Below are 24,324 nucleotides of genomic sequence, written 5' to 3' on the forward strand. Positions count from 1 at the left end.
TGCTGAAAATTCTTGTTATCTGGTTACTTAGGTCACTTCTGGGTTATTTGCCTTCTCGCAGCCGGTCTGCTTCGAAATTATCGAGGCCGTCAATAGAATATATCTTCTCTATTGTTTTTTCCATATCGTACTTAACCCGCACAAAATGCACTTCATTGCCTTCAACGTAGGCATAGCTTGCCCGTGTGTCACCATCGCGGGGCTGGCCCACAGAGCCAACATTTATTATTGCCCGCTCGTCTTCGATAATCGGATAAACTGAATCGAGTTCGTCGGCTGTGTAAAAATCAGGGTCATCAAGAAATACGCCCGGCAGATGTGTGTGGCCTATGAAACAGATATGATGAACTCTGTTGAAAATGAGGCCGAGTTTGGGTGAGGAGCTGAAAGCATCATCAGGGAAAACATATTCATGTATTGGTTTACGCGGCGATGCGTGAACAAATTCCAGATGGGCATGGCTGCCGTCGAGTTTCAGTTCCATATGGTGCCGCATAGGCAGGTTGATAAGGAAGTGCATCCTCTTGTCAAGAAGCTCCTTATCGGGTTCAGTTTCAAGCTCGAAACGGGTCCAAAGTGCCGCGCGCTCTGCTCCTGTATTGAAATTCGTTGGCTCATACAAGGTTGCATGGTCATGGTTGCCCATTATGCATACCTCGGTTTTGGCCATTACCAGATCGAGACATTCTTTTGGATTGGGGCCGTACCCGACAATATCGCCAAGACAATGTATCGTTTTTATGCCCCGTTTGTCAATGTCCTCAAGCACTGCTGTGAGAGCTTCAATATTCGAATGTATATCACTTATAATTGCAAACATTTATTAGTTACCTGTATTTGTATAATTATGGCAAGATGATACAAAAAAAAATGAAAATTACCAGTTTATCCTTATATTTAATCCGTATTTTTCTGGCTGATGCAGATTAGGTTTTGTGCGTGCCCGCCAATTTAGGGTTTAAATCTATTGATATAAGGATTTTATGGAAATTAAAGTGTTCTGTCTTTTTGTCGCTGAACCGACTTTAGGCATTATTTGAAGAGGCAGAGAGCGGCTTATATCAAGTTATGTAATAAAAATATCGTCAACAGGCAATCCGTAATCAGTAAAGCATTTCTTTGTGGTCAGGAGTATTCCCAGGGCAATTGTTATCGAGGTACCTGTGAAAATCGATATCATAATTGCAATCTGATACTTAATCGCGGTAATCGGGTCGGCGCCGGCTAGTATAACACCCGTCATCATCCCCGGTAATGATACAAGGCCGATTGCTGACATTGTTGATATTGTCGGCATAAGTGCCTTTGAAAACGCCTTTCTAAAGTGCGGCCTTACAGCTTCTGTTAGAGATGCCCCCTGAGATAACGTAAGCAGAAACGATTTGCGGTTCTCTTTTATGGATTCATAAAAACCGGCTATGCCTATAACATCAGCTCTAAGACAGTTGCCAAGTATCATACCGCCAATGGGTATGGCAAACTGAGGTGCGAGCAGATTTTTATCTGTAAGTATAACGCCAACAAAATAAATCAGCGGTATGGCGGTGCCTGCCAGCAGTGCTATAAACAGGCTTGAGAGAAAGCGGCGCAGTTTCAGCCCGCAGCCGCGTATAATTGTGAAATCAGCTACTGTTACCATGATAATGAGCCAGGCAAGAGTCAGCCAGAAATTGTCCGCCTCAAAGACTACCTGCAGGTAAAAACCAACAAAAAGCAGCTGAACTGTCATTCGCAGTGCTGCCAGGGCGGTTTTACCTATGAGCCCAATTTTCAGCCACAGCATAATTCCCATAGGAATGAGCAGCATTAAATACCCCAGCGACAGGTTCAGTATGTGAATGTTAGAAGTATTCATACCTTTTTCCTCATATTTTCTTTATGCTGGTTACTTAAAAGACTTTGCGGGGCTGTTTTGCTTATTTCTATTTTTCTGTCGCAGAATTCAAGCAGGGCGGTGTCATGAGTAACAAGCAGGATTGTCTTTTGGATTTGGGCCAGATGGTTAATCACAGCTTTCCTGCAGTCAGGATCAAGCGCGGAGGATATTTCGTCCAGCAGCAGGATATCTCTGTCTAAAAGCAGAGCGATTATCAGGGCAATCCGCTGTTTCTCACCGCCGCTTAGTGTGTTTATCTCCTTGTCAAGAATGGAGTCGTCCAGTGCGAATTCTTCAAGAAGGCCGGGCAGTTTTTCGAGATTGCTTTTGAGATTGTGGTTTGTGTGGTAGTTGAAAGGGGCGTTGATTATTGCCCGTACAGTTCCGCTGCTTAAATCCGGCTCTTGAGGTACGTAGCCCGTTTTTATTCGGATTTGCCATGCAGTCTGTGAGCTCAGCAGAATGTTATCAACAGTGACGGCTCCGGATTCCGGCAGAACAAATCCAAGCGGAATCTGCAGAATCGAGCTTTTACCCGAGCCTGATGGGCCGCAGACAGCGACTTTTTCACCCTTTTCAACGTCAAGGCTGAAATGTTCAATGATTGGCAGAGAATTATATTTTACCGTGATGTTATCAAATTTTATCATTTGCGTTCTCAATATCTGACTTAAGCAGGCGTGATTAGATATAACTGTTTGTTTTATCTTGAGTAGTGATTGCCGGGGTGCTGTCGTATCAGGCCTTTCAGCCGCAGCGTTATAAGTGCGGCGTTAACCTGTCCGGTGCCAAGGCCGCTGCTGCGGATGAGATGGTCGATATGGTCAGGCTTGTTTTTAATTATTTCATATAATTTTCGTTCGGCATCTGATAAATTGAGCTCTGAGATGTCCGGCTGACTGGAGAAAAGGTCTTTTTCAGCCTTGGAAGTTGTTTGAGCTACATAGTCTTTGACGGTTGCTCCGAAATAGTCAATCGCTTCCATTATGTCATCAATATTTTCTATGAGTTTTGCACCCTGTTTTATTAACTGGTGGCAGCCCTGATTGAGCGGGTTGTCAATGTTTCCGGGTACTGCCATGACCTCGCGGCCGGTTTCCATGGCGTATTTTGCGGTTATTAAAGCTCCTGAGCGGCCGGAAGCCTGAATAACAAGCGTAGCGATTGCCAGGCCGGCTATGATTCTGTTTCTTGCCGGATAGTTCTCGCCTCGCGGTTCTGTCTCCAGCGGCAGCTCGCTTATGCACGCTCCGTGCTTTGGTATGTTGTTGAAAAGGTTGGTATTTTCCTGCGGGAAGATGTGAGCCAGGCCGCAGCCTTGGATGGCGATAGTTCTTCCACGGGCATTCACGGCGCCCTTGTGTGCCCAGCTGTCTATACCGGCCGCCATTCCGCTTATAACGGTAAAGCCTGATGAGGCAAGGGTGTAAGCAAATCGAGATGCCTGTTCCTGGCCATAGTAGTCATGGGCTCGCGAACCTACAATGGCTATAGCGAGCTTGTCTGTTTCTATAATTGAACCCTTTACGTAAAGTATCGGCGGCGGCGAGTCTATCTGTTTTAAACCCGGAGGATATCTCGGGTCTTCGTAATGTATCAGGTGCACACCCAGTTTTTTTGCCAAGTGCAGCTCCTTGCTGACATCGAATTCGCCTATGCTGGAAACTATTTTCCGAGCCGTTTGATCGCCTATGCCTTTTATACGTCTCAGGTCAAGAACGGTGGCACGGGTCGCCTTGCCAACAGAGCCGAAATGTTCGAGAAGACGCAGAAACGTCTTGGGGCCGACCTCTTTGGCACGGGCAAGTGTAAGCCACTTTTCTATATCCGGTGAGTTATGATGTAATTCAGGCATAAGACTTTAAACGGCGGCATGAATACCGGCTTAAACTGTTATAAGAGATTACTTTAAACATCATGAGTGGTGATAAACTTCCCAGCCCATGTAGTTTTCAAGGGCCTCAGTTATCGCATCTGCTCTCTGACAGATATTTACGGCTACATGGTGCTCAAATCCCATTTTACAGATATATTCCATAAGCTCCTGCAGAGCAGGTATATACATTACTCCGTATCCGCCGAAAGTTTCCAGCTGGTCATCGGTAAATTCGCCTTCGCCCACGTAACAGGTAATGAGTCCCTCGGAATCATCGGTACTTGTGCGGCAGAAAGTTACCGGGTTTGGCGCAATGCGCCCGCATATGGTTCCCTCTGTGTTCTGTTTGCCGACCGAGCCGGCTATGATTGCCTGGTATTCCATAGCGGCGGATTCAAAGAACGATTTTGGCAGGTTTGAGCAATGGAACAGAACGCATTTATCAGGATCATCACCGTAATTGTTGTTCCAGTCGAGAATTGCGCTTGGTTTGCCGCTCGCCAGCTGAAGAATATACATTCCGAGAAGGCCTGTAACATCAACCTCGCAGGCACTTGGCATGAGATTTTCGCTCATCATACTCATCAGTGCACAGGGAACAATGCCGTAGTTTTCTTCGAGACTGGTCCAGCACTGGATTGTCGTGGCTGAAACGTCCGCCTCGACAGCCCACTGGTCTATTGCTGTGCCGAGTCTGGCCATTTTCATCAGGTTTTTAGCCGCGATTCCTTTCGTAGGAACATATTTCTTTATCGCGGCGAGTTTTGCCTTGAGGGTCTTGTCTGTGGCTTTGAGTTTCTCAGCCCTGGCCAGAATTTCTGAAAGATCTACAGGTTCTACACTTATTCCGTATCTTTCGAGAATTTTTTCGCTGTAGCGAACGGTGTTAAACGCTGCGGGTCTGGCACCGATAGCGCCAAAACGTACATTTTTAAGTCCTTTGATGATACGACAGACTGCCGCGAAATTATCAAGGTCTATGGCAAAATCCTCACCTTTGGCCGGCATTGTATGAGATGATGTGAGAGTGTAAGGTATCCCGGCCTGGTAGAGGTTGTTGCATACACTGATTTTGCCGCAGAAAGAATCTCTGCGGTTGGCTATCGTCATTTTTGAAGCCTGATCAGCCTCGGCGTGTATGAGAACCGGGACATCAAGTCCGCTTCGTCTAATTGCTTCTGTGGCTCCTCTTTCATCGCCGAAGTTGGGCAGTGTTATGATGATGCCGTCAATCTTTTCTGCGTTTGCCTTGAACAGATCAGCGCACTTTTTGGCATCGTCTAAGGTTTCTACCGTTCCGTATTTTGTTTGCCTGCCGTCAAGGGAAACAGTGTTGTATCCCGCTTTTTTCAATACAGAAAGCATTGCCTGGCGTCCGTTTTGAGCAAGTTTGTCTGGGAAGAAACCGCGATTACTTACTATAACGCCGAATGTCATGTCACTCATTACTGCCTCCTTTATTAAAGGTTGAATTATTTCTTTATTTTATAACTCTCATTCTAATAGATGATTGTAGGAACATAAATCGTAAAATCCAGTAAAATGTTTCAGCCTGGACCGGTAAAGAAAAAAGGCGGGTAAGGTTGAGCCGCCGTATTTACTGTTTTAAATTGGTCCAATATACTTACTTTCACCAAACCCGAGAATGAGGTAAAAGATAAACGGCAGGAAAATCAGGCCGAGCATAAAGCCGACACCCCTGCCGAAGTTTTTTGCCAGCAAGACTGTTACTATGATGCCAAACACAAGATTTATGTATGGAATGAAAAAGCCAATAAAAGCCCATCCGGACATTCCTGCTATCTGGCATGTAACCCAGGCGTTGTAAAAGGGGATAATACTTGCCCAGCCCGGTTTGCCGGCCTTTTGGAATATTTTCCACCAGGCTATAACGTAAAGAACTGCTAAGAAAATGCCGAGGACTACAAACGGTATTATTGCAAAGGGCGGTAGGACATGGTCTTGCATAAATTATTCCCAAACATGGTGTCAAATAGAAAAGCCCGAGGAGTGAATTCCCCGGGCTTTATATCGTTACGGTAAAAGAATCAGGAGTTTTCTTCTTCCTGCTCTTTTTTGTACTTGTCAATAATCTGCTGCTGCACGTTCGGGGGTACAGGTTCATAATGGCTCAGCTCCATAGAATAGCTGCCCTGACCGCCGGTAACACTTTTCAGCTGACTGTTATAGCTTGCAACCTCAGCCAGAGGAACAATAGCCTTGATAACCATCATGCCGCCGGGTAAAACGTCCTGGCCCTGAATACGGCCGCGACGGCCGGCAATGTCACCGGTAATGTCACCCATAAACTCACCCGGCACAGTGATTTCCATGTTGACCAGCGGTTCAAGTAGTGAGGGTTTGGCCTTTGCCAGAGCATCAAGAAACGCTCCCTTGCCTGCCGCACGGAATGCTACTTCTTTTGAGTCAACTGGGTGGTGTTTACCGTCGTAAATACTGACTTTAACGTCCTGCATCGGGAAGCCTGCAAGGTAGCCTGATTCCATGACATCCTGAATACCCTTGATAATCGGGCTTTCGAACTGGCCGGGAATTGAGCCGCCAAAGATGTCCCAGCTTGTTATCAGGCTTGGATCCTGGTCACGGTCACCGGGCTCAACTCTGAGATATACCTCGCCAAACTGTCCGGCACCGCCGGATTGTTTTTTGTGTCTGTAATGGCCCTCGGCTTTGACTCCGATCGTTTCGCGATATGGGATTTTTGGCGGCTTGGTGTTTACCTTGACCTTATAGTTAGTCTCAAGCCTTTCGAGCATTATTTTCAGATGGAGGTCGTCCATACCGCTTATTACAAGCTCTTTTGTCTGTGGGTCGTGGCCGGCTGAAATACATGGGTCAGCTTCACAGAGCTTATCAAGTGCAGCGCCGATTTTAGTTTCATCGCCGCGAGAGGCCGGTTCAAGAGCCAGAACGAACATAGGTTTAGGCATCTTGGGCATTTTCAGAGAGCCTTCCATGCCGCCGTCGTGAATCATATCACCGTATTTGAGCTCATCAATTTTAGCCAGGCAGACTATGTCGCCGGCAACTCCCAGGTCTGTCTCATCGGTTGCCCCACCCAGAGCTTTGAGGATATGACCCGGGCGGAGTGATTTTTTCTCATCATTACGCAGCATTTGTGTATCTGATTTGAGTGTACCGCTGAGAATACGGATATATGAGAACTTCATGTGGGATTTTGGGTCGAAACCTACCTTAAACACAAGGCCGCACAGAGGGGCCGACGGATCAGCTTTGATCTCAGTTGCTTCTTCGCCCTTTGTTATTTCCCGAGGCTGCATATCTACCGGTGAAGGGCAGTAGCTTGCTGTAAGCTGGAGCAATTCTTCAATACCGGCTTCATCCCTGGCATTGGTGAATATTATAGGTGTAATGCTGCCTTCGAGCATAGCTTTGCTGAATACCGCTGCAATCTGTTCGCTGCTGACATCTTCTCCGCCCAGATACGCTTCCATCAGCTCGTCGTCAGCTTCTATGACACTTTCCATGAGATTAGTGTGGCAGTCTGCTACGCTCTTAAACGCTGCGTCTCCTTCTTCGCTGTTTATACAATCCAGAATTTTAGTTTTATCAGCGCTTGGCAGATTTGCGCAGCGGCATTGGGTACCGAATGTTTCCTGAATATTTGTTACAAGCTCTTCAAGGTCAACATTATCGGAATCAATCTTGTTGACAACAATGATTTTTGCAAGTCCCGCTTCATCTGCCGCGGCATAATGCTTGCGTGTGTTAACTTCAATGCCTGATGAAGCGCTTATAACGATTGCCGCTATGTCGGCGGCTCCTACTGACTGAAAGGCCGCACCGATGAAGCTGGGATATCCAGGGGCGTCAATAATATTGATATTCTTGCCTTCGTAGTCAGTGTGGGCAACAGCTGCCTGTATGGAATAGCCGTGTGCCTTTTCATCTTCATCGTAGTCACAAACGGTGGATTTGTCTTCGATTGTGCCGAGACGATTTGTTTTACCGGTTTTGTGCAGAATTGCTTCTACCAAAGAGGTCTTCCCCGAGCCGGCATGTCCCAGGAAAACTAAATTTCTAATATCACTTGTATTGGCCATTATGCCTCCAGGAATTAAACTTTAATTACTTACCTGTTATTCTCTTTTGTATCTCTAAGATGTTAAAACCATAAATATTACAAAAAAATTATTACCCTGCAATAACTAATAGTCAGATTTTATCAGTTAATTGTTAATAAATTGAGTAACTCATCGACATCAGCGGTATGGATACTGTAAAAAAACAATGATTGCCGCTACGGCGATGTCAGCATTGATTTTACCAGCGGATCCTGTTCTATCTGGGCTGCTTGGCTTAGGAGTTGCTTGTATTTATTTGAAGTCTTTAATATGTATGCACTTAACAGCCTTATCTCCGGGGCGGAGCTGGATAGTTTTGATCTGATGATCATAGTTTCGAGACTCTCAGGTATCTCTCGGTTCGCCAGTTTTGAAAGAACTCTGATATCTATTTCCTTTACGTTTTGCTCCAGAGCCTTTTCAATTGACTTAACAATAAGCTCTTTTGGAACTGCCGTATGTTTGTAGGCCGGATTAAAAACTGTTTCTATGTATAGATCTGCAAAAAAAGAAGCAGCCGTTATTTGTCGAGGCAAATCGTTTGAAGATAGGGCTTTATAGTTGTTAGAGAGGATCTGGGTGTTAAGGTCTGGGATTCTCTGAAGTGTAAAACTACTGCCCCGGCTCGTCTTTAATGGTATAAGCTGTGATTCGCCAATGTCACTGAGCAGTGTTATTTTTGGGGTGATTATGAGCCTGGCCTGCGGTGCTCTTTTTATGATTTCAAAAAGATTTCCATGGCCAATATCAAAACTTATATCCAATTTTTCCCCCGGCATCAATGGCTTAGATAATTGCCGTATGGTATTCAGGATAAAGGCATCTTCGATTTCCAGATCACCCGAAATCGAACAGCTCAAAATTATTCCTCCGGTAAAACAGCTGTCATTTCGGATATACAGGGGTTTGTCAAGTATGTTTTCAACAGAGACTTTGATTGTCAAGCTGTCATTTAAGGTGTCATAAACGCCTTCTGTAGATATCTGCATATCGATTGCCTCGGACGGACCTGCGAAGTTTTCAGTAATGAGCGGCCCATATTTACCTGCTAAAGACTGAAAGTTCTTGTCAAGTGCCTGAGGACTATAAGGGTTTTCCGTTTCGGAGAGAATACTAATTGCCTCGAGCCCCTCATAGCTGAGAGGGTTGGAATCCGCCGCCAGGCGTATCATCTCGTAATCAATTTTGTTTACATGGCTTTGCCCCATGGCAAGCCGGGCAGCCTGGTTATTGTTTTGAGGGTTTAAAAAGATATTAACACGATCATAATCTCCTCTCTTCATGAGATTATAGGTATAGATATCTCGAACATGCTGTTTTGCGGGCATTTGTATGTACGCTTTTTTAGAGTAGTCAAATGACTTTTCAGGTTCAGCTTTGACAAAGGCATAAAACCACGCCATGTCCGTAGCTGTAACTTTACCGTCATTTATCAGATATTTTGCTGTTATTTCCTTTTCAAAATCTTCGAGACTGAATTCAGGGTCGAAACGAACCCTGTATGACTCTGCCCTGATATCAAACGTTCTCGGATCCAATCTTTCCATTATCAAGTTGTATTGTGCCAGCCTGTCACCTCCGGCGGCATTGAGAGTCTCAATCCAGGGTATGTATATGTCCGCGGAAAGATATTCATCTGTAAAATGCTCAAACACGTCAGCTGTCCAGCCGAACATCTGCACTGCATCATCATATTTGCCGTACTGGCGGAGAAACATAGCATATAGAAAAGCATTTTTAAAATCGTATGGATTCAGCTCAAGTTTGAGTTTGAGCAGCTTTGCTTTATCTTTAAGGCTCTGGTCTTGAGAGTTTTCTGCTATAAGTTCCTCGTTGGCCTGCACGTTTAGAGGGTTAAGTTTGACCGCCTTATTGAGATATTCGTTTGCCTGGTCTTTTAAAAATACTTCTCTGCAGAGGGATGAGAGCCTTAGTGCGGCGTAGGATGCGACTTCCTGGCAGCTGTTTTGGCCCTGCTCAAATACTTCTTCAAGAAATACTGTTTTTTCTTCTCTGGTATTTAACTGCTGTAGTATGAAATCCACGGATCTTTGAAGAACAGCGGGGTATTTTGAACCATTTTTAAGCCCGAGCAAAAGATTCTTCCTGATATATTCCTGGTAGTTGTTGTGTACATCCAGCTCAGCTAAATCGACTATCAAAGGAAGGACGTCATCTGCGTTCTCGTACTGTGCAGCAGCCAGAGCAAGTGAGCCGCACCGTGATATGGCAGCGTCATCCAATCCATCTGAGGCGACAATCTCTGTAGTGAGCTTATAGATGTCATAACTTCCACTCGCCGTTAATGTCGGAGCTGAAAAGCAAAATATAGGAAGAACAACACTTAATGTGTAAATCATTTTTCTGTTAATAAGCATAAAAATCCTCATTGATAGTAATATTATTGCGGTAATTATAAGTTCTTTATGCTTTGTGGCAACTAATTTCTCAAGCATACAGGCTTGCAGGTGCCTCTGTTAAGACAGAAAATAAAAAAAGCGGAAAGGATACAGTCTTCTTAACCGCAATCCTTCCCGCTGAAGTACAGTCAAATGTAACTTGCAGTTTTTATGCACCCGCCGATTTAGCCGCGGCAGATTCAGTGTTTTTTGTCTTAAAAAAGACAACCAGAGATTCGATAAATACCCATGCAGTAAGAATCAGCAGCGAAGCGCTGATGCCGGCGAGGAATATCTTGTTGTCCGAGTTGAATTTACGGAAATTATCGACCTGTGCCCAGTTTGTTATCGTCAGCATGATAAGGCACGGTATCGCCGTACATAGCCAGCCAAGGCGGGTTCTTTTCTTCAGGTAGATTGTTATCAGCAGAAGGGCAAAGGAGGCCAGAAGCTGATTTGCCGAGCCGAACAGCGGCCATAGGGTCATTGCTCCGGTCCCGCCTGTGCCGTTGGAAAAAGAGAGCAGAGCTGCTGTGATGACAGCAAAACTGGTGGCAACCCATATATTTGTAAGGGGTTTTATCTTAAAATCGCCGGCAAGTTCAGTGATGATATACCGTTGAAGCCTGACAGATGTATCGAGGGTTGTTCCTGCAAAAGAGGCAATAAAAACACCCATCAAGGTTACTCCCAGGGTGTGGGGAAGCCCGAAAGAGTTCATCATATTTGCCGCACCGTTTACAACCGGTGCAAGTTTGCCGGAGAGTCCGCTCGCTCCCAGGTATGTCCCATAGTAGTTGTTCCAGGCATCAGTGCCGGTCAGCAGGCCGCTTTCAGTTTCAAAGCCCATAGCGATACCTGCGACTGCGCAAACAATTACCAGCAGTCCAAGCAGCCCCTCGAGCAGCATAGAGCCGTAACCAACAAAAAGGGCGTCTTTTTTCATCGAGATCTGCTTAGGTGAAGTTCCGGAAGCGACAAGACTGTGGAAGCCGCTTATTGCACCGCAGGCTATTATGACAAACATAAACGGCCAGATTGGCGGTGTGCCGGCCGGCAGATTTTGGTTAACAGCCGGGGCGGCAATGTTGAGACCGCCGAAAATCGTTGAAGCGATAACACCGAGCATGAGCATTCCCATTGCTATAAACAACTGCCAGGCATTGATATAATCACGGGGCTGAAGCAGAACAGTAACCGGCAGGGCGGAGGCGATAAATACGTATATAAGCAGTAGAATCGTCCAGATGCCGCTTGCAGGAATTCCGGCAATAGCTGGCATGGTAACGGGCACAAAACCTCCGATAGTTATGGAAACATACATCAGGATTACAGCGATTATGGTGGCTAAAGGAACACTGAAACCGCGTTTATAAACCATCCGGCCCAGCCAGATAGATATTGGTATCTGCGCCCAAACCGGAATTACAGAGTTAGGGAACTGCGTAAAAACCGCCGCGATCACAACCCCAAATACAGAAATAACCAGCAACAGAGTTACGAAAACTATCAAAAAGAATATCATTCGCACACGGGGGTTAATATAGCGTGCGGCAATTTCAGAGAGGCTTTTACCCTCATTTCTCATTGAGATGATCAGTGAGCCAAAATCGTGAACGGCTCCCATGAAGATTGAGCCTAAGAACACCCACAACACCGCCGGAAGCCAGCCCCAGATTACACCAATGGCAGGCCCGACTATAGGCCCTGTGCCGGCGATAGATGTAAAATGGTGCCCGAAAATGATGGCTTTTTTGGTCGGCACAAAATCTGTCCCGTCTTCCAGGGTTACACTTGGGGTCTGTTTGTTGTAGTCCAGCCTGAAGATCTTGTTAGCAAGGAATTTACCATAAGTATTATAAGCTATTACATAACCTGCTGAGCACACTATGAGCAGTATTAAAACATCCATAAAAAGCTCCACTTGTAATTGTTAATTGGTTTTAAAACTATATGATAGTATGATAATTAGATAAATCAATACTTAGATTTTTTATAAAACGCATTAAATTTTCTTGCATTCATGGCTGAAATGATTAAATTGCTTGGTCTTTAAAGCATATACCTTGCGTATTTTGCTTAAACATAAGGGCGATTAGCTCAGTTGGTAGAGCAGCTGACTCTTAATCAGCGGGTCGCGGGTTCGAATCCCTCATCGCCCATTTTGATAAATATTTAAGCAACAAGAAGTTAAAATGCTTTTGAGTGTTTTAACAGTGTTGACTTAGATATTATTTGTTATTCATTCAAGTATATTTAATGCTCTCATGCCTGTCTTTTTCTACGGAATCGAACCAGTTTTCCAGCTGAGTCTGCATTTTGTTAAGCCGCTCAGGCTGCTTTTCGGCAAGATCATCCTTCTCACCGGGGTCATTTTCGATGTCATACAAAGACGGCTTTTCAGCGGTATCTATTTCTTGTTCAAGCGTCTCGTATTTGACATCCATTTCAAAGTGTTCGCGTTTAAACATCTCATGATACCAGTAGTTATCATCATCGCTTTTGACGATCGAGCCGGCAGGATACGGCCAAACGAGTTTCCACTTGCCGTCTCGCATTGATGAGTTGCAGTTCATTACAGGCTCGTTGCGGTTGTGCTGCCAGAAAAGTTTTCTGTTCTGGAAGTTCGTTTCGCCGCGGAGTACGTCCATCACATTGAAACCGTCAAGGGGCATTCCTCCTATCGGAGCTTTGCAGCCTGTCGCGGCAAAAAGCGTCGGCAGCCAGTCGGTGAAATGTATCATTTCGTTACATATAGTGCCGGAGGGCAGGCTGGACGGCCAGCTTATGATTGCCGGCACACGAATCCCCCCCTCGAGGCAGAAATTTTTCATGCCGCTGAATGGGCCGTTGTATCTCATGTAGTCATCGCCGCCGCCGAAATCGCCCAGCCACGGGCCGTTGTCGCTGGTAAAGAGCACGATCGTGTTTTCATCCAGTCCGGTTTCTTCGAGCTTATCGAGAATCCTGCCGATGCCGGTGTCCATCTGTTCTATCATGGCGTAGATCGTGGCTACCGTTTTGTTCAAATCGCCCATTGACATGTATTTATCAACAAGGTGCTCTGGCGCCTGAAGAGGACTGTGCGGCGCATTGTACGCCATGTACAGGAAGAACGGCTTGTCCTTGTTGCGGTCAATAAAATCAACTCCTTCCTGTGAGAATACATCCGTGAGATATTCGCCGCTGCTGTGCCGCGGTGAGCCGTTATAATCAAGTATCCAGTCGTAGTAGCCCATGCCGCCGTTTAGAAAACCTGCGAAATTCTGGAATCCGCGTGCGTTTGGGTGAAACCGCCGGTCAAAGAGACCGTTATGCCATTTGCCCACCATGCCGGTTGCGTAGCCGGCACCGGCGAAGTAGTCGGCGATTGTTTTCTCCCGCAGGCTTATTCTGTCCAAGCAGCGGTTCGACTCGACGCTGATAGCCCCTGTGCGGTGGTTGTACCTGCCGGTTAGTAATGCGGCTCTTGCCGGTCCGCAAAGCGGCGAGCCGCTGTAATGCTGATTCATCACTACGCCGCGTGAGGCAAGACGCTCGATATTGGGGTTTGCAAGGTATTTGTTTCCGTAAATGCTCAGGTCTCCATAGCCCTGGTCGTCTGCCATTATTACGATAACATTCGGTTTGTTGCCGTTTTTAGAGCCCAAAATATGTTTTCTGCTGCAAGCCATGTTCATTCCCATGCACGCCGTCGCGGCGGCGGTTGTCTTTATAAAGTTTCTTCTGTTCATTGTACACCATACCTGTAATTGCTTACTGCTTCGTTTGTCATTAGAGCGCGTTCGTATATCTTTACGGACTTTATCCTGCCGGCAAAATCCGGAGCTGCGATTATTTTATCACTTCCGCATACCTTTTTCAAGTTTGGACTGTAACGTCCCCAGCCAAATTGTCTCTGGCTGCCGCCGTCACAGAAAATTCCGTTTATAACAAAAGATATTATTTTCGGGCCGCCGTCAATGATTATCGCCGCGTGATTAGCTTTTTCTGCCTGGATGACATTTTCGTCCGATGTCCAGAATGCGTTTGTTACTCCGTCAGAGATATTTATTTCGATGGAGCCGTTCCGGCCTGTTGAGACGACAAATCCGGTATTATTTTCGCGATTATCAAGGAGAATCTGCCCCGGCAGGTTATTCTCCGGGGTAAACCATAAATCTATTGTAAAGCCGCTTCTAAGATCTAATGTTTTATAAGATGGGTCAAATACATCGCGTGTTAAAAGTGCAGACATTTTCGGCAGTTCCAGTTCGCCGCTGAGGTTTTCGCCTTTTTCGTTCAATACAAGGCCGTCTTTGATTTCCTCTGCGTTTTTGTCAAAATTAAAGAGCGTTTCCATAAAACTGCGGTCAAGTTTATGGGTTCTGGCGATACTTTTCTGCGTTTCGGTAAGATAGTATTCGCCGTCCTGCTCTATAAAGTCCGGATAGCTCATTCTGATAAACACATCATCGTCATAGATGGCAATCTCCGGCTGCGACCATTCGATACGCAGGCCATCGGCAGAATCAGTTTCTTTGCCGCAGAGCAGCCAGACGGGGTTTCTGTCTTCATAGTTTTTGCCGCCGTGGTTGTGGAACCAGTAGATATATTTCCCATTGGAGCATCTCCATGCGAAGTTTGCCGCTCTGGGGTGTTTTACTTTTTTGCCGCCGGTTGAGTATGTCATGTATTCCGGATTTGTCCAGGTGTGTCCCTTGTCGCGGCTGTAAGCACAGACCGGGTGGCCGTCAACCGACCTGTAAACACAGAAGAACGAGCCGTCGCTCATGACCGAGAAACTCTGCTCTTCAGAGATTGGCCCGCCGCCGTGAGGAGTTCTCAGGCCGATATCCCCGTCGGGCAGTGTTTCCCAGCGGATTTTCTCGGGGTCAGTCTCGCTCATGAGGTTATCGCTTTTTAGCAAAACCCCCTCGCTTTTGGTGAAAAACCCCTCGCCGAGCCCGCCGACTTTATGGAGTGGAACATATGCGCAGCCTTCATGTGAAAACGCTTTGCCCACATTCCAGAAATAGCGTATCTTTCCGCCGTAGGGGTTGTTACGGTCTATTTCCATCTCGCGGACGTCTATGTTATAGCGTTTATCAGACCAGCTTTTGCCGCCGTCATCGCTGTATTTGAATACGAAGTAGCCCAGGCTGTCCACTCGCTGACACATGCCGTCCACGAATGTTCCCGGGGCGGCTTTCGCCAGGCGTATATCATCAGTATTGTGGTTGTAAAAGCAGTATATCCTTCCAGTTGACGCTTTCAGCGTAACCGCGTAGGAGGCTTCAACCGAATCCGGCGGTTCCAGTGCAACCGGCTGGGACCAGGTTTTGCCTTTGTCCATGCTTCGCAGGCTGACAACATGCTGTCCCTTCTGGCCCTCACACTTGACGCCGGTAGTAACCACGCACAGCCATGCTCCGTCATCGGTTTTTACGATATACGGCTGGTCGGCGTATGACTGGGTTGGGATTTCCATGCCGTTGGAGACGTGCCGCCAGTCATACTCTGGTTGAGGGAGGTTGTCAGTATTTAAGCCCATCGCCTGGAGCCACTCTATTTTTGACTTTTTGTCTGCGTGCATAAGTATAATCCTTTCAGGTTTTTATATCTCTCGTTTTCTTAAAAGCAACACCAGCAGTATTATGCCGGGGATTGATAAAAGTATGCTGAGGGTAAATAGTATTTCATATCCTACGGCGGACTGTATAAATCCGCTGACAAAGCCAGAAAACGTCCAGCCGACATTCTGCAGCGCCATTGCTATTGAAATCGTGGTAGCGCGAAAACTGCTTGCTTCGGCTATTCTGTAAACGACAAAAACAAACGCCGTGTATCCCAGGCCGTAGCCGAAAGTCTCGATGGCTATGGCGGCGAGGGTTTTTATGTTGACCATCGCTGTCCACTGGGCGGCCGAGCCAAACAGCGCCGGAATAAACGAGAGGTTTATCTCTGCCATCTCCTGGGGCTGAAAACGTGCCAGATAGATATACAGTGCGTTAGGGGCGGTCATGCATATCGCGAATATTATGATCATTTTGCGATAGTGTTTTCCTTTGAGGAAGACGCCCGCCAAAACGCCGCCAATGATTGATGCCGCAACTCCGACAGTTCCCTTGGCAAAGCCGACCTCGGCAACGGTCATGCCCAGCCCGCCTTGTTCGGCGCTGTTTAGGAAGAATGGCGATGACATGATCGTCAGCAGTCCCTCGCCAAGGCGAAATACAAGTATATATGAAACAAAAAGCAGGGCTCCCTGCTGGGTGAAGAATTCCTTAAATGGTGCCAGGTAGCCTTGTTTTTCCTTTCTTAGAGGCGTTTTCGGATAAGGCATTATGAATAGATGCCATACAGAAGTGATAAGAACGGCGAAAGCACACATGAAGAAAAACAGACTCCAGCCGTAATGTATGTTATTTACTTTTTCGCCGAACTTTCCGCTGATTATTACAAGTACACCGGTAGTGAAGATGATAGCAATCCTTATAAAAGCGGTGTTTATGCCGACAAAAAAGCCCTGTTCCTTTTTTGTAAGAGCCTCTACGAAGAAGCCGCCGTTGGGTATGGCATATACCCCCGCCGCCAGCGCAAGCAGGCCCACAAGCACGATCGAGACGGCAACGACATGGAAGTCGATCAACAGACAAACCGCCAAAAAAAGCAGGCACACTACAAGAGCGGCCTGAGTACCGAGAATCCAGTTACGTTTTGTGCTGTATGAATCAACAAACGGCGCAAAAAACACATTGAACGCGATCGGCAGGCCCAGGATTGTCAGAACGCCTATCAGCTGGGTGGAAACTCCAAGTGAGGCGTACATCATTGATGCTACCTGATTTACTATGATCAGTGTTATTCCAAGTGTAAAAGCCAGTGTCGGTACGAAGTACCAGGGGTTTCGGTGTTCTGCTTTTCTTATCATATGAAGTTTACTTTCTGGATTTGTTGCGGTATTGGGTTGGTGTCATTCCGGTTTCTGCTTTGAAGTACCTTCTGATATGTGAATCTCCCATATACCCGAGGGTGTAGGAAATTTCGGAAACGGTAAGGTTGGTATCGAGCAGCATCCTGGCGATATGCTCGACCTTTACCCTGCGTATTTCCTGATATATGGTTCTTTTGAATATTTCCTTGAATTTTCTTTCCAGATGCCGCCTGGAATTGTTTGTGATCCTTACTACATCGGCAACGCTTGTCAGGTTGCCGGCGCTGCTGTGTATGTAGCGTATGGCTTTGGTAACCTCGGAATCGGGGGTTATCAGAATATCAGTGGAATGTCTTTTCGATACGTATTTGGGCGGGACTAAAACCAATTCTGTTTTTCTTGTTTTTTTCTGTGCGGCTTTCTGGAGAAGTTCCGCGGCGAGGTATCCGGATTGTTCGAAATCCATTGTTATACTTGAAATTTCAGGATTATTCAGAGAGCATATAAGCCTGTTATCGCCGACACTTAGGACAGCAACCCTTTCAGGTATATCTATCCCCAGCTCTTTACAGGTATTTACGAGCCGGAATGCCGTATGGTCGCAGCAGCACATTATACCGACCGGTTTTGGCAGAGATTTTAGCCAGTCAGAAAGTTTTTCTGCGTCCCAGGACCAGGTGACCATGTGGTCGTAGTAGTCGTCCTGATATGTGTGCGGAGTTATGCCGGCGGCTTTGAGTTTCTTTACAAAGGTTTTTCTTCTGTTTATGGAAAAAATCTTGTTGCTGTAGCCGTAAAAGGCAAAATTGCTGAAGCCGATTTGCGAAAGTGTCTCGTAAGCGTTTTGAGATATCAGCTCTTCGTCCGCGATGACGTTGATGCAGTTTGCGACTTTTTTATCTATTGCGGCAATAACAGGGAGTTTTAAATTCTGGAGGTATTTTTCAAGCACAGGGGAGTATTGCGTCTGTACCAGAATGCCCGAAATCCCCGAAAGGTTGTCCTGTAAGTTCATTTCCGGCAGTCTCGTTGTTGAAAAACCGGGCTCTACATGCAAAGTCCAGTCAGTGTGATTTTTGAAGTACCGGACAACTCCCGAGGCCAAATGATGGCTTATTGACATATCAAAAAACAGAATCAGTCTTTTTTGATGCATAAAAGTTGCCTCTCTATAAAATAACGCCGGATTTTCCAAACTTTTAACAGGTATGAAAATAAAGTCAAATAAATGTCGTATTTTGGCCACAAATAAACGCAAAGTGGTCTTGTGGGTGGTGGTTTCGTAATGTAGAATTTAGCAAAATAGCAATCTGAGTGTGAGGATTGTAAGTGTGAAAGTTGTTAATTTTAGTGGAGTTTAGAAAAATGAAACAGTGTGAAATGAGAAAATGTGTTTTAGTGTCAATCTTAGTTATGCTTATTACGTCAGTTACATATGGCGCCATCGGCGGCTGGATGTACTGGGACGGCGAAGGCAGCGATGACCTCTGGACCACAGACGCTAACTGGAGGCGTACCGACGGGGCATATCCTGATAATACGCCGCCAAACGCGGACTGTAATGTATCGCTGGGGTATTTTTCCACCTATTCGCCGGCTTATGCCCAGATAACCGAAGGGATGAATATAACCATCTACGGTTTCAGCATCGGCAACCGCGGCCAGGGTACTCTTGATATGACAGGCGGAACTTTGAATACGCATTATATCAACAATACACAGAGTGACACTTCAGCGACTGCTGTTTTGAATCTGTATGGCGGCACAATCAATGTTACAACCAGTATTGGTGTGGCACGTGACGGCACAGGGACAATCAATGTCGAAGGCGGAACCATCAACTGCAACCTGGTTATGTTTGCCCTGAATTCAACCGGTGTTGGTACAATTAACCTCAACGGCGGTGAGCTGGTGGTTGATTATGACACGGAAAATCCAGACCAGAACAACCTGCAAATCCGCGACGGAAGCAAATTTGTTATCTCTGACGGTGTTCTCAGGTACAATACCGGCGGGCTGCTGACAGTTGCAGATTTTGAAGCATTTGCAGATGCGGGTAAAATACTTGCGGATACTTCCGTTGACCCTCTAAATGAGATAAGCATCGATACCGTTGGTGATTACATTGTTGTTACCGCAGTTCCGGAGCCTGCAACGATGCTATTGCTTGGTCTGGGCGGGTTGGTGCTTAGAAAACGCCGCTGATATAAATTGAAATTTATCGGCACTGTCGGAATTATTTCTGGCGGTGCCGATATGATATAAATGCTTTCTTTCCGGCGTTTTGCCGGTATAATTAAGCGGCAGCAGTTGCCGTGTTAAATAGAGGTATGTTTACTTTTAAAAGGAGCTACTATGTGCAGAAAAATGTTTTTAGTGCTTTTTGCTGTTATGCTTACATTTTCAGCTGCCGGAGAACTCGTCCCCGGCTGGATGTGGTGGGACGGCGAAGGTTCAGATGACCTGTGGACAACCGGTGATAACTGGAGACGTACTGACGGGGCATATCCTGATAATACGCCGCCAAACGCGGACTGTAATGTGTCGCTGGGGTATTTTTCCACCTATTCACCGGCTTATGCTCAGATTACAGAGGGCATGGATATTACAATTCACGGTTTCAGCGTCGGCAACAGAGGCGAGGGCACACTTGATATGACCGGCGGAACTCTCAACGCCTATTACATGAATAATACGCAAAGCCTTTCTACCGCCAGGGCTACGGTAAATATGTACGGCGGGCAAATCAATATTGAAACCTCAATTGGTGTGGCAAGAGACGGCACCGGAGTTATTAACCTCGAAGGCGGCACCATTACCTGTAAACTGGTTATGTTTGCCTTAAAATCAACGGGTGTTGGCACCATCAATCTCAATGGCGGCGAACTGATTGTCGAGTATGACCCTGCTAATCCGGACCAGGATAACCTCCAAATCCGTGACGGCAGCAGGTTTGTTATATCAGACGGCGTACTCAAATACAACACAGGCGGGCTGCTGACGGTAGATAATTTTGTCGCGTTCGTAGATGCCGGCAAGATAGTTCCTGATACTTCCGAAGACCCCCGCAGACAGGTAAGTATCGAAACAGTAGGTGATTATATTGTAGTAAGCACCTATTCTGATGACAGAATCCCTTACAACCCAACCCCTCAAAACGGCGGAATTGTAACAGAGTCAGGCACAGAGCTGGGCTGGGCTGCCGGCAGTACGGCCGTAAGCCATAACATTTATTTCAGTAACAATACAGCTGATGTTGAAAACGCCGCTGATACAAGCTCACCATTCTGTATCGCCGCGGAAATCCCTGACCCTCAGTTTTATGTTGACGGGTTGAGTATGGGTTCTACATACTATTGGCGTGTTGATGAGGTGGAAGCCGGCGGCGAAGTTATAAAGGGTTTTGTCTGGAGTTTCAGCAGGGACCAGTATTCTGAAGCGGTTGAAACATTCGATACCTACGCTACTTACATCGATATGCTTGATAACGGCTGGGCAGAAGAAGCCGGAGCCTATGTTGATCTTGTAACAGATGCCGGCAGTGCTCAGGATGGAAACAGGGCTATGGTTATTGATTGCTACAACAGCTCGACTATGACAAAGACCTTTGATTCATCACAGGACTGGAGTACGGCTCACAATTCAGTTTCGCTGCTTCAGGTTTATATTAAGGGTGAATTGGCTAATAATGCTTCAGGGGCGTCCGTAATCCTTACAGATAATGGCGGACAGAGTGCGGCTGTTAATTTTGAGGATCCCTCAAGACTTACAACAAACGACAATTACGATAAATTCTGGATTCAGTGGCTGATGCCGCTTGCAGATTTTACCGCTGCAAATCCGCAGCTGAATTTGACACAGATAACAACCATGTCAATTTCAATCGATATGGTTGGTTCCGGCAAGGTGTATGTGGATTCTATTTATCTGTATTCGAGCGGATGTTACTACGGAAAATCTGCCGGTGATCTTAACGGCGACTGTATGATCGATATAGATGATTATTCTATAATGGCCCGCAGCTGGCTTAAGAGCGACCCTGCAACACCTACGGCACAGCCGATTGTATGGTATCAATTTGATGAGACATCAGGCTCAACAGCGGCTGACTCTTCGGGCAATGATTATACAGCAACCGCCAAAGCCGGCGGTGAGGCGGCAACAGCGATTTGGTCAGATCAGGGTAAATCCGGCGGATGTATAGAATTCGACGGCACTTACTGCATGAAGTTTTCCGGCACTGAAATATCAGCCCTTAGCGAAGAGGTAACAGTATCTCTCTGGATAAACGGTGACCCTGAAGTTCAACCCGCTGCGGGAATTACTTTTGCTGCGGCCGATACGCCAATGGGATTAGCTAAACAGCTCAATGCCCATATGCCCTGGTCAAGCAGCTATGTTTACTTTGACACCGGCGGCGATAACACCAGTTATGACAGGGTGAGCTGGTTAGCTCCCGCTCAGGCTTATAAGTATGGCTGGAATCACTATGCCTTTACCAAGAATGCCCAGACCGGTCAGCAGAAAATTTATCATAACGGCAGCCTTGTTGCCTCTGCCTCAGGCCGGACAAAGCTCATGGATATAGCTGAAATAGCTATCGGCATGTCCACTAATGAAGCCAGCACGCCTTATATCGGCAGGGTTGACGATTTCAGGATTTATAATGTTGAACTATCCGCCGATGATATCCTGGCGATTTCCGGCTATCCGCGCCGCGGAGATTTTGCCGGTGATGACGACTTCGTTGATTCGGCAGACTTTGGTGTTCTGGCTGATGGATGGCTTTCGCAGGTCCTTTGGCCGGCAGAATAATATTGTATTAACAAGTGATTATGGCCGTCTTTATGGCGGTCATAATCATCATAATTGTTTTTTAAAGGTTTATTTATGAAATCCAAAAAAGGTTTTACTCTAATAGAGCTCTTAGTCGTTATCTCTATAATTGCCCTTTTGATGGCAATCCTGATGCCGGCACTTACCAAAGTGCGTGAGCAGGCCAAAACAACTATCTGCATGACAAATCAGAACAGTTTAGGCACGTTTCTGATGATTTACACCACAGATAACAACGATTCTTATCCGATGGGTTTTGATTCCACCGGTTCGGGCTGCCCTCGTGACGGTTCGTGGAATTTTGCTATCGGTCAATATATGGACAGAGACGGCAGCCTGGACGGCAGTGCATACCGTGACAAAGCAGAGCTTAGGGCGTGTCCTTCGGCTCCGATTAAAGATAATACCATCTATTCTCTCGGCGAGGGCAACAGAGGCTGGTGGACGTTCTGGAATTCGAATCCTCAGGACAGTTTAGTTCATTACGGCAGTTACGGTTTTAACCGCTGGATGTATGACTGCCCGCAGAGCTGGCCGTGTGCCGGTGCAGGCAGAGACGGATATCAGTCCGGCGGCAGCATAGAATGGAACTGGAAAAAATCATCTACCACCAAATCCGCCTACAACGTCCCCGTTCTCTTTGACAGTTGGTACAGCAATACCATGCCTTCTGACAGGGATCGCCCGCCGCAGAAATCAGGACAGGTTTACGATGGAACATCGGCGAACCAGGGAATGGGAATGGTATGCATTGACCGGCACAGGAATATGAGCAATAATATACTTTTTGCGGACATGTCAATCCGCAAGGTCGGCCTAAAAGAGCTCTGGACACTTAGCTGGCATCGCCGTTTTGATACTACAACAACTTATGAACGCTGGAACAACACGAGCGGCTGGCCCGACTGGTTGCGGTAATCGGAAGATGCGTTTTTTTAGAGCAATCGATTTTTTATTATGAATAGACGAGATTTTTTAAAGATAACTGCCGCAATTTCAACGTTTCCGGGGCAGATTGCTATTGCAGAATCTTTAACAGGTTCTGCCGGCGCTTCGGTTAAGCTGCTCAATCCTTATGCAGATGTTGATTGGGGCAGCTGGGGCAGTTATAAGGCCGCTTTACACCTTCACACTTTGCAGAGTGACGGCTGGAATTCCGTGCGTGAAGTTACCGGAGCATATAAAAAGGCCGGTTATTCGATAATGTCCATAACGGATCATGATTTTTTTAAGCCGAATTTGCATGTCAGGCCCGGCGAGCTCCCGCCGGAAAAGGCTTCTCCCTATCCGGAAAACCCAAAGCCTGAAAACTATCCGGCGAACACTACCTGGCCATGGACTGATTACGGCGGCCATAGTCCGGAGAGGCTTGACATGGTCGGTATACAGGGAAACGAGCTCAGCTACAGGCACCATATTAACAGCTATTTCAACGATTACGGCGTATGGTATGAGAAAACCAATTATGATGTACCATACGAAGGAGTTGTTGATGAAAACGGCAAAGAGATATGGGAAGATGACCAGCTTCTTGCTCTGGCAGCGGCTAAAAATTCGATGAAAGGGAATGTAGAAGGCTTAGGTGCTATCTTTTCGGCACGCCTAAAGGCCGGAAGCCTGGCAATATTGAACCATCCCGGCGTAGAAGACAGTTACCGCTGGTGGCAGAGGCAGTCGCTTGACTGGTATGTTGAACGTTTTGAAAAGCATTCCTTCGATTATCTTATAGGAATGGAGGTTACCAATAACAACACGCCCAGGCGGGCATACGATGAGGCCCTGTGGGATCAGCTGCTGGCCAGATTCATGCCGGCAAGACCGATATGGGGTTTCGGCAATGACGATATGCACAAACTATTCAGCACTAAGCAGACGTTTAATGTTTTTTATTTAGATAAGTGCACCAGCGAAAATGTCCATGCGGCTATGCAGAAAGGACATTTCTGTTTCTGCAGGTCAACAAGATCTATAGATTATACTGTAAATGATTGTCAGCTTGATACGTTTCCCCAGATTCAAAGTATTGCAGTGGACCAAGACGCCGGCACTATAAAGATAAACGCGGTTGACTATGATGAGATTAAGTGGATCAGCAGCCCGCTTTCTCTTGAGCCGATCGATGATTATAAAACAAGCAGCCAGCCCTGGGAGGTGGGTAATGTTGTTCATACGGGAAGTACACTTGATTACCGCAATACTCCCGGCATAAAGAATTATGTCAGGGCAGAACTTCTGCGAAATGACGGAAGCCATACGCAGAGAACATTTACCAATCCATTCGGAATTGTAAAGATTTAAGTTACATTTGAGTTTCA

General features: G+C 46.4%; 17 protein-coding genes and 1 tRNA gene. 5 read left to right on the plus strand and 13 right to left on the minus strand.

Annotated elements, in window-relative coordinates; all coding sequences use genetic code 11:
• Window positions 1-43: 43 nt before the first annotated feature.
• The 9 genes from SMSP2_RS03405 to SMSP2_RS03445 all read right to left on the minus strand — a co-directional run bounded on the left by SMSP2_RS03405 (window position 44) and on the right by SMSP2_RS03445 (window position 12,169).
• Window positions 44-820 (minus strand): metallophosphoesterase family protein, encoded by a 777-nt coding sequence (locus tag SMSP2_RS03405; protein WP_146682617.1) that lies wholly within the window; start codon window positions 818-820, stop codon window positions 44-46.
• A 246-nt stretch (window positions 821-1,066) separates the two neighbouring features.
• Window positions 1,067-1,855, minus strand: coding sequence for an ABC transporter permease (locus SMSP2_RS03410; protein ID WP_146682618.1), 789 nt, complete (start codon window positions 1,853-1,855; stop codon window positions 1,067-1,069).
• The gene (locus SMSP2_RS03415) at window positions 1,852-2,526 is read right to left on the minus strand and encodes an ABC transporter ATP-binding protein (RefSeq protein ID WP_146682619.1); all 675 of its coding nucleotides are present in this window, start codon (window positions 2,524-2,526) and stop codon (window positions 1,852-1,854) included. Before SMSP2_RS03415 ends, SMSP2_RS03410 begins: the two co-directional genes overlap by 4 nt.
• Window positions 2,527-2,579: 53 nt before the next feature.
• Window positions 2,580-3,731: a DNA-processing protein DprA gene (dprA, locus tag SMSP2_RS03420; protein WP_146682620.1), complete on the minus strand. Its 1,152-nt coding sequence runs from the start codon at window positions 3,729-3,731 to the stop codon at window positions 2,580-2,582.
• Window positions 3,732-3,791: 60 nt separating this feature from the next.
• Entirely contained in the window at window positions 3,792-5,198 is a 1,407-nt protein-coding gene (locus SMSP2_RS03425) for an L-fucose/L-arabinose isomerase family protein (RefSeq protein WP_186804833.1), read from the minus strand.
• A gap of 159 nt (window positions 5,199-5,357) precedes the next feature.
• On the minus strand, window positions 5,358-5,720 hold the full coding sequence (locus SMSP2_RS03430; RefSeq protein ID WP_222566392.1) for a DUF5684 domain-containing protein: 363 nt from the start codon (window positions 5,718-5,720) through the stop codon (window positions 5,358-5,360).
• An 80-nt stretch (window positions 5,721-5,800) separates the two neighbouring features.
• A complete protein-coding gene (fusA, locus tag SMSP2_RS03435; RefSeq protein ID WP_146682621.1) occupies window positions 5,801-7,837 on the minus strand; it encodes an elongation factor G in 2,037 nt (678 codons plus the stop codon).
• 197 nt (window positions 7,838-8,034) lie between these two features.
• A complete protein-coding gene (locus SMSP2_RS03440) occupies window positions 8,035-10,236 on the minus strand; it encodes a hypothetical protein (RefSeq protein WP_146682622.1) in 2,202 nt (733 codons plus the stop codon).
• Window positions 10,237-10,426: 190 nt separating this feature from the next.
• A complete protein-coding gene (locus SMSP2_RS03445; protein ID WP_146682623.1) occupies window positions 10,427-12,169 on the minus strand; it encodes a carbon starvation CstA family protein in 1,743 nt (580 codons plus the stop codon).
• 177 nt (window positions 12,170-12,346) lie between these two features.
• On the opposite strand from SMSP2_RS03445, the gene SMSP2_RS03450 reads away from it, so the two are divergent.
• Window positions 12,347-12,419 (plus strand) — tRNA-Lys (locus SMSP2_RS03450).
• A gap of 84 nt (window positions 12,420-12,503) precedes the next feature.
• On the opposite strand, the gene SMSP2_RS03455 is transcribed toward SMSP2_RS03450, so the two are convergent.
• From SMSP2_RS03455 to SMSP2_RS03470, 4 genes are read right to left on the minus strand one after another with little or no spacing between them, the layout of a single operon-like run.
• Window positions 12,504-13,991: a sulfatase-like hydrolase/transferase gene (locus tag SMSP2_RS03455; protein WP_146682624.1), complete on the minus strand. Its 1,488-nt coding sequence runs from the start codon at window positions 13,989-13,991 to the stop codon at window positions 12,504-12,506.
• A complete protein-coding gene (locus tag SMSP2_RS03460) occupies window positions 13,988-15,832 on the minus strand; it encodes a LamG-like jellyroll fold domain-containing protein (protein WP_146682625.1) in 1,845 nt (614 codons plus the stop codon). The genes SMSP2_RS03455 and SMSP2_RS03460 overlap by 4 nt, the downstream gene beginning before the upstream one ends.
• A gap of 21 nt (window positions 15,833-15,853) precedes the next feature.
• Entirely contained in the window at window positions 15,854-17,170 is a 1,317-nt protein-coding gene (locus SMSP2_RS03465) for an MFS transporter (RefSeq protein WP_146682626.1), read from the minus strand.
• 7 nt (window positions 17,171-17,177) lie between these two features.
• A complete protein-coding gene (locus SMSP2_RS03470; RefSeq protein ID WP_146682627.1) occupies window positions 17,178-18,329 on the minus strand; it encodes a DNA-binding transcriptional regulator in 1,152 nt (383 codons plus the stop codon).
• A gap of 209 nt (window positions 18,330-18,538) precedes the next feature.
• Between SMSP2_RS03470 and SMSP2_RS03475 the strand changes: the two genes are divergently transcribed.
• The 4 genes from SMSP2_RS03475 to SMSP2_RS03490 all read left to right on the plus strand — a co-directional run bounded on the left by SMSP2_RS03475 (window position 18,539) and on the right by SMSP2_RS03490 (window position 24,307).
• A complete protein-coding gene (locus tag SMSP2_RS03475; protein ID WP_146682628.1) occupies window positions 18,539-19,378 on the plus strand; it encodes a PEP-CTERM sorting domain-containing protein in 840 nt (279 codons plus the stop codon).
• Between the two features lie 150 nt (window positions 19,379-19,528).
• Window positions 19,529-21,988: a LamG-like jellyroll fold domain-containing protein gene (locus SMSP2_RS03480; protein WP_146682629.1), complete on the plus strand. Its 2,460-nt coding sequence runs from the start codon at window positions 19,529-19,531 to the stop codon at window positions 21,986-21,988.
• Between the two features lie 75 nt (window positions 21,989-22,063).
• Window positions 22,064-22,927, plus strand: coding sequence for a type II secretion system protein (locus tag SMSP2_RS03485; RefSeq protein ID WP_146682630.1), 864 nt, complete (start codon window positions 22,064-22,066; stop codon window positions 22,925-22,927).
• 39 nt (window positions 22,928-22,966) lie between these two features.
• Window positions 22,967-24,307, plus strand: coding sequence for a PHP domain-containing protein (locus SMSP2_RS03490; protein WP_146682631.1), 1,341 nt, complete (start codon window positions 22,967-22,969; stop codon window positions 24,305-24,307).
• Window positions 24,308-24,324: the final 17 nt, after the last annotated feature.

Source organism: Limihaloglobus sulfuriphilus, from assembly GCF_001999965.1.
In the GTDB taxonomy this organism is placed as follows: domain Bacteria; phylum Planctomycetota; class Phycisphaerae; order Sedimentisphaerales; family Sedimentisphaeraceae; genus Limihaloglobus; species Limihaloglobus sulfuriphilus.

Excerpts from the sequence above, each read along its gene's own strand:
- SMSP2_RS03405 (WP_146682617.1), bottom strand. The coding sequence starts at position 820 with ATGTTTGCAATTATAAGTGATATACATTCGAATATTGAAGCTCTCACA.
- SMSP2_RS03410 (WP_146682618.1), bottom strand. The coding sequence starts at position 1,855 with ATGAATACTTCTAACATTCACATACTGAACCTGTCGCTGGGGTATTTA.
- SMSP2_RS03415 (WP_146682619.1), bottom strand. The coding sequence starts at position 2,526 with ATGATAAAATTTGATAACATCACGGTAAAATATAATTCTCTGCCAATC.
- dprA (WP_146682620.1), bottom strand. The coding sequence starts at position 3,731 with ATGCCTGAATTACATCATAACTCACCGGATATAGAAAAGTGGCTTACA.
- SMSP2_RS03425 (WP_186804833.1), bottom strand. The coding sequence starts at position 5,198 with ATGAGTGACATGACATTCGGCGTTATAGTAAGTAATCGCGGTTTCTTC.
- SMSP2_RS03430 (WP_222566392.1), bottom strand. The coding sequence starts at position 5,720 with ATGCAAGACCATGTCCTACCGCCCTTTGCAATAATACCGTTTGTAGTC.
- fusA (WP_146682621.1), bottom strand. The coding sequence starts at position 7,837 with ATGGCCAATACAAGTGATATTAGAAATTTAGTTTTCCTGGGACATGCC.
- SMSP2_RS03440 (WP_146682622.1), bottom strand. The coding sequence starts at position 10,236 with ATGCTTATTAACAGAAAAATGATTTACACATTAAGTGTTGTTCTTCCT.
- SMSP2_RS03445 (WP_146682623.1), bottom strand. The coding sequence starts at position 12,169 with ATGGATGTTTTAATACTGCTCATAGTGTGCTCAGCAGGTTATGTAATA.
- SMSP2_RS03455 (WP_146682624.1), bottom strand. The coding sequence starts at position 13,991 with ATGAACAGAAGAAACTTTATAAAGACAACCGCCGCCGCGACGGCGTGC.
- SMSP2_RS03460 (WP_146682625.1), bottom strand. The coding sequence starts at position 15,832 with ATGCACGCAGACAAAAAGTCAAAAATAGAGTGGCTCCAGGCGATGGGC.
- SMSP2_RS03465 (WP_146682626.1), bottom strand. The coding sequence starts at position 17,170 with ATGATAAGAAAAGCAGAACACCGAAACCCCTGGTACTTCGTACCGACA.
- SMSP2_RS03470 (WP_146682627.1), bottom strand. The coding sequence starts at position 18,329 with ATGCATCAAAAAAGACTGATTCTGTTTTTTGATATGTCAATAAGCCAT.
- SMSP2_RS03475 (WP_146682628.1), top strand. The coding sequence starts at position 18,539 with ATGAAACAGTGTGAAATGAGAAAATGTGTTTTAGTGTCAATCTTAGTT.
- SMSP2_RS03480 (WP_146682629.1), top strand. The coding sequence starts at position 19,529 with ATGTGCAGAAAAATGTTTTTAGTGCTTTTTGCTGTTATGCTTACATTT.
- SMSP2_RS03485 (WP_146682630.1), top strand. The coding sequence starts at position 22,064 with ATGAAATCCAAAAAAGGTTTTACTCTAATAGAGCTCTTAGTCGTTATC.
- SMSP2_RS03490 (WP_146682631.1), top strand. The coding sequence starts at position 22,967 with ATGAATAGACGAGATTTTTTAAAGATAACTGCCGCAATTTCAACGTTT.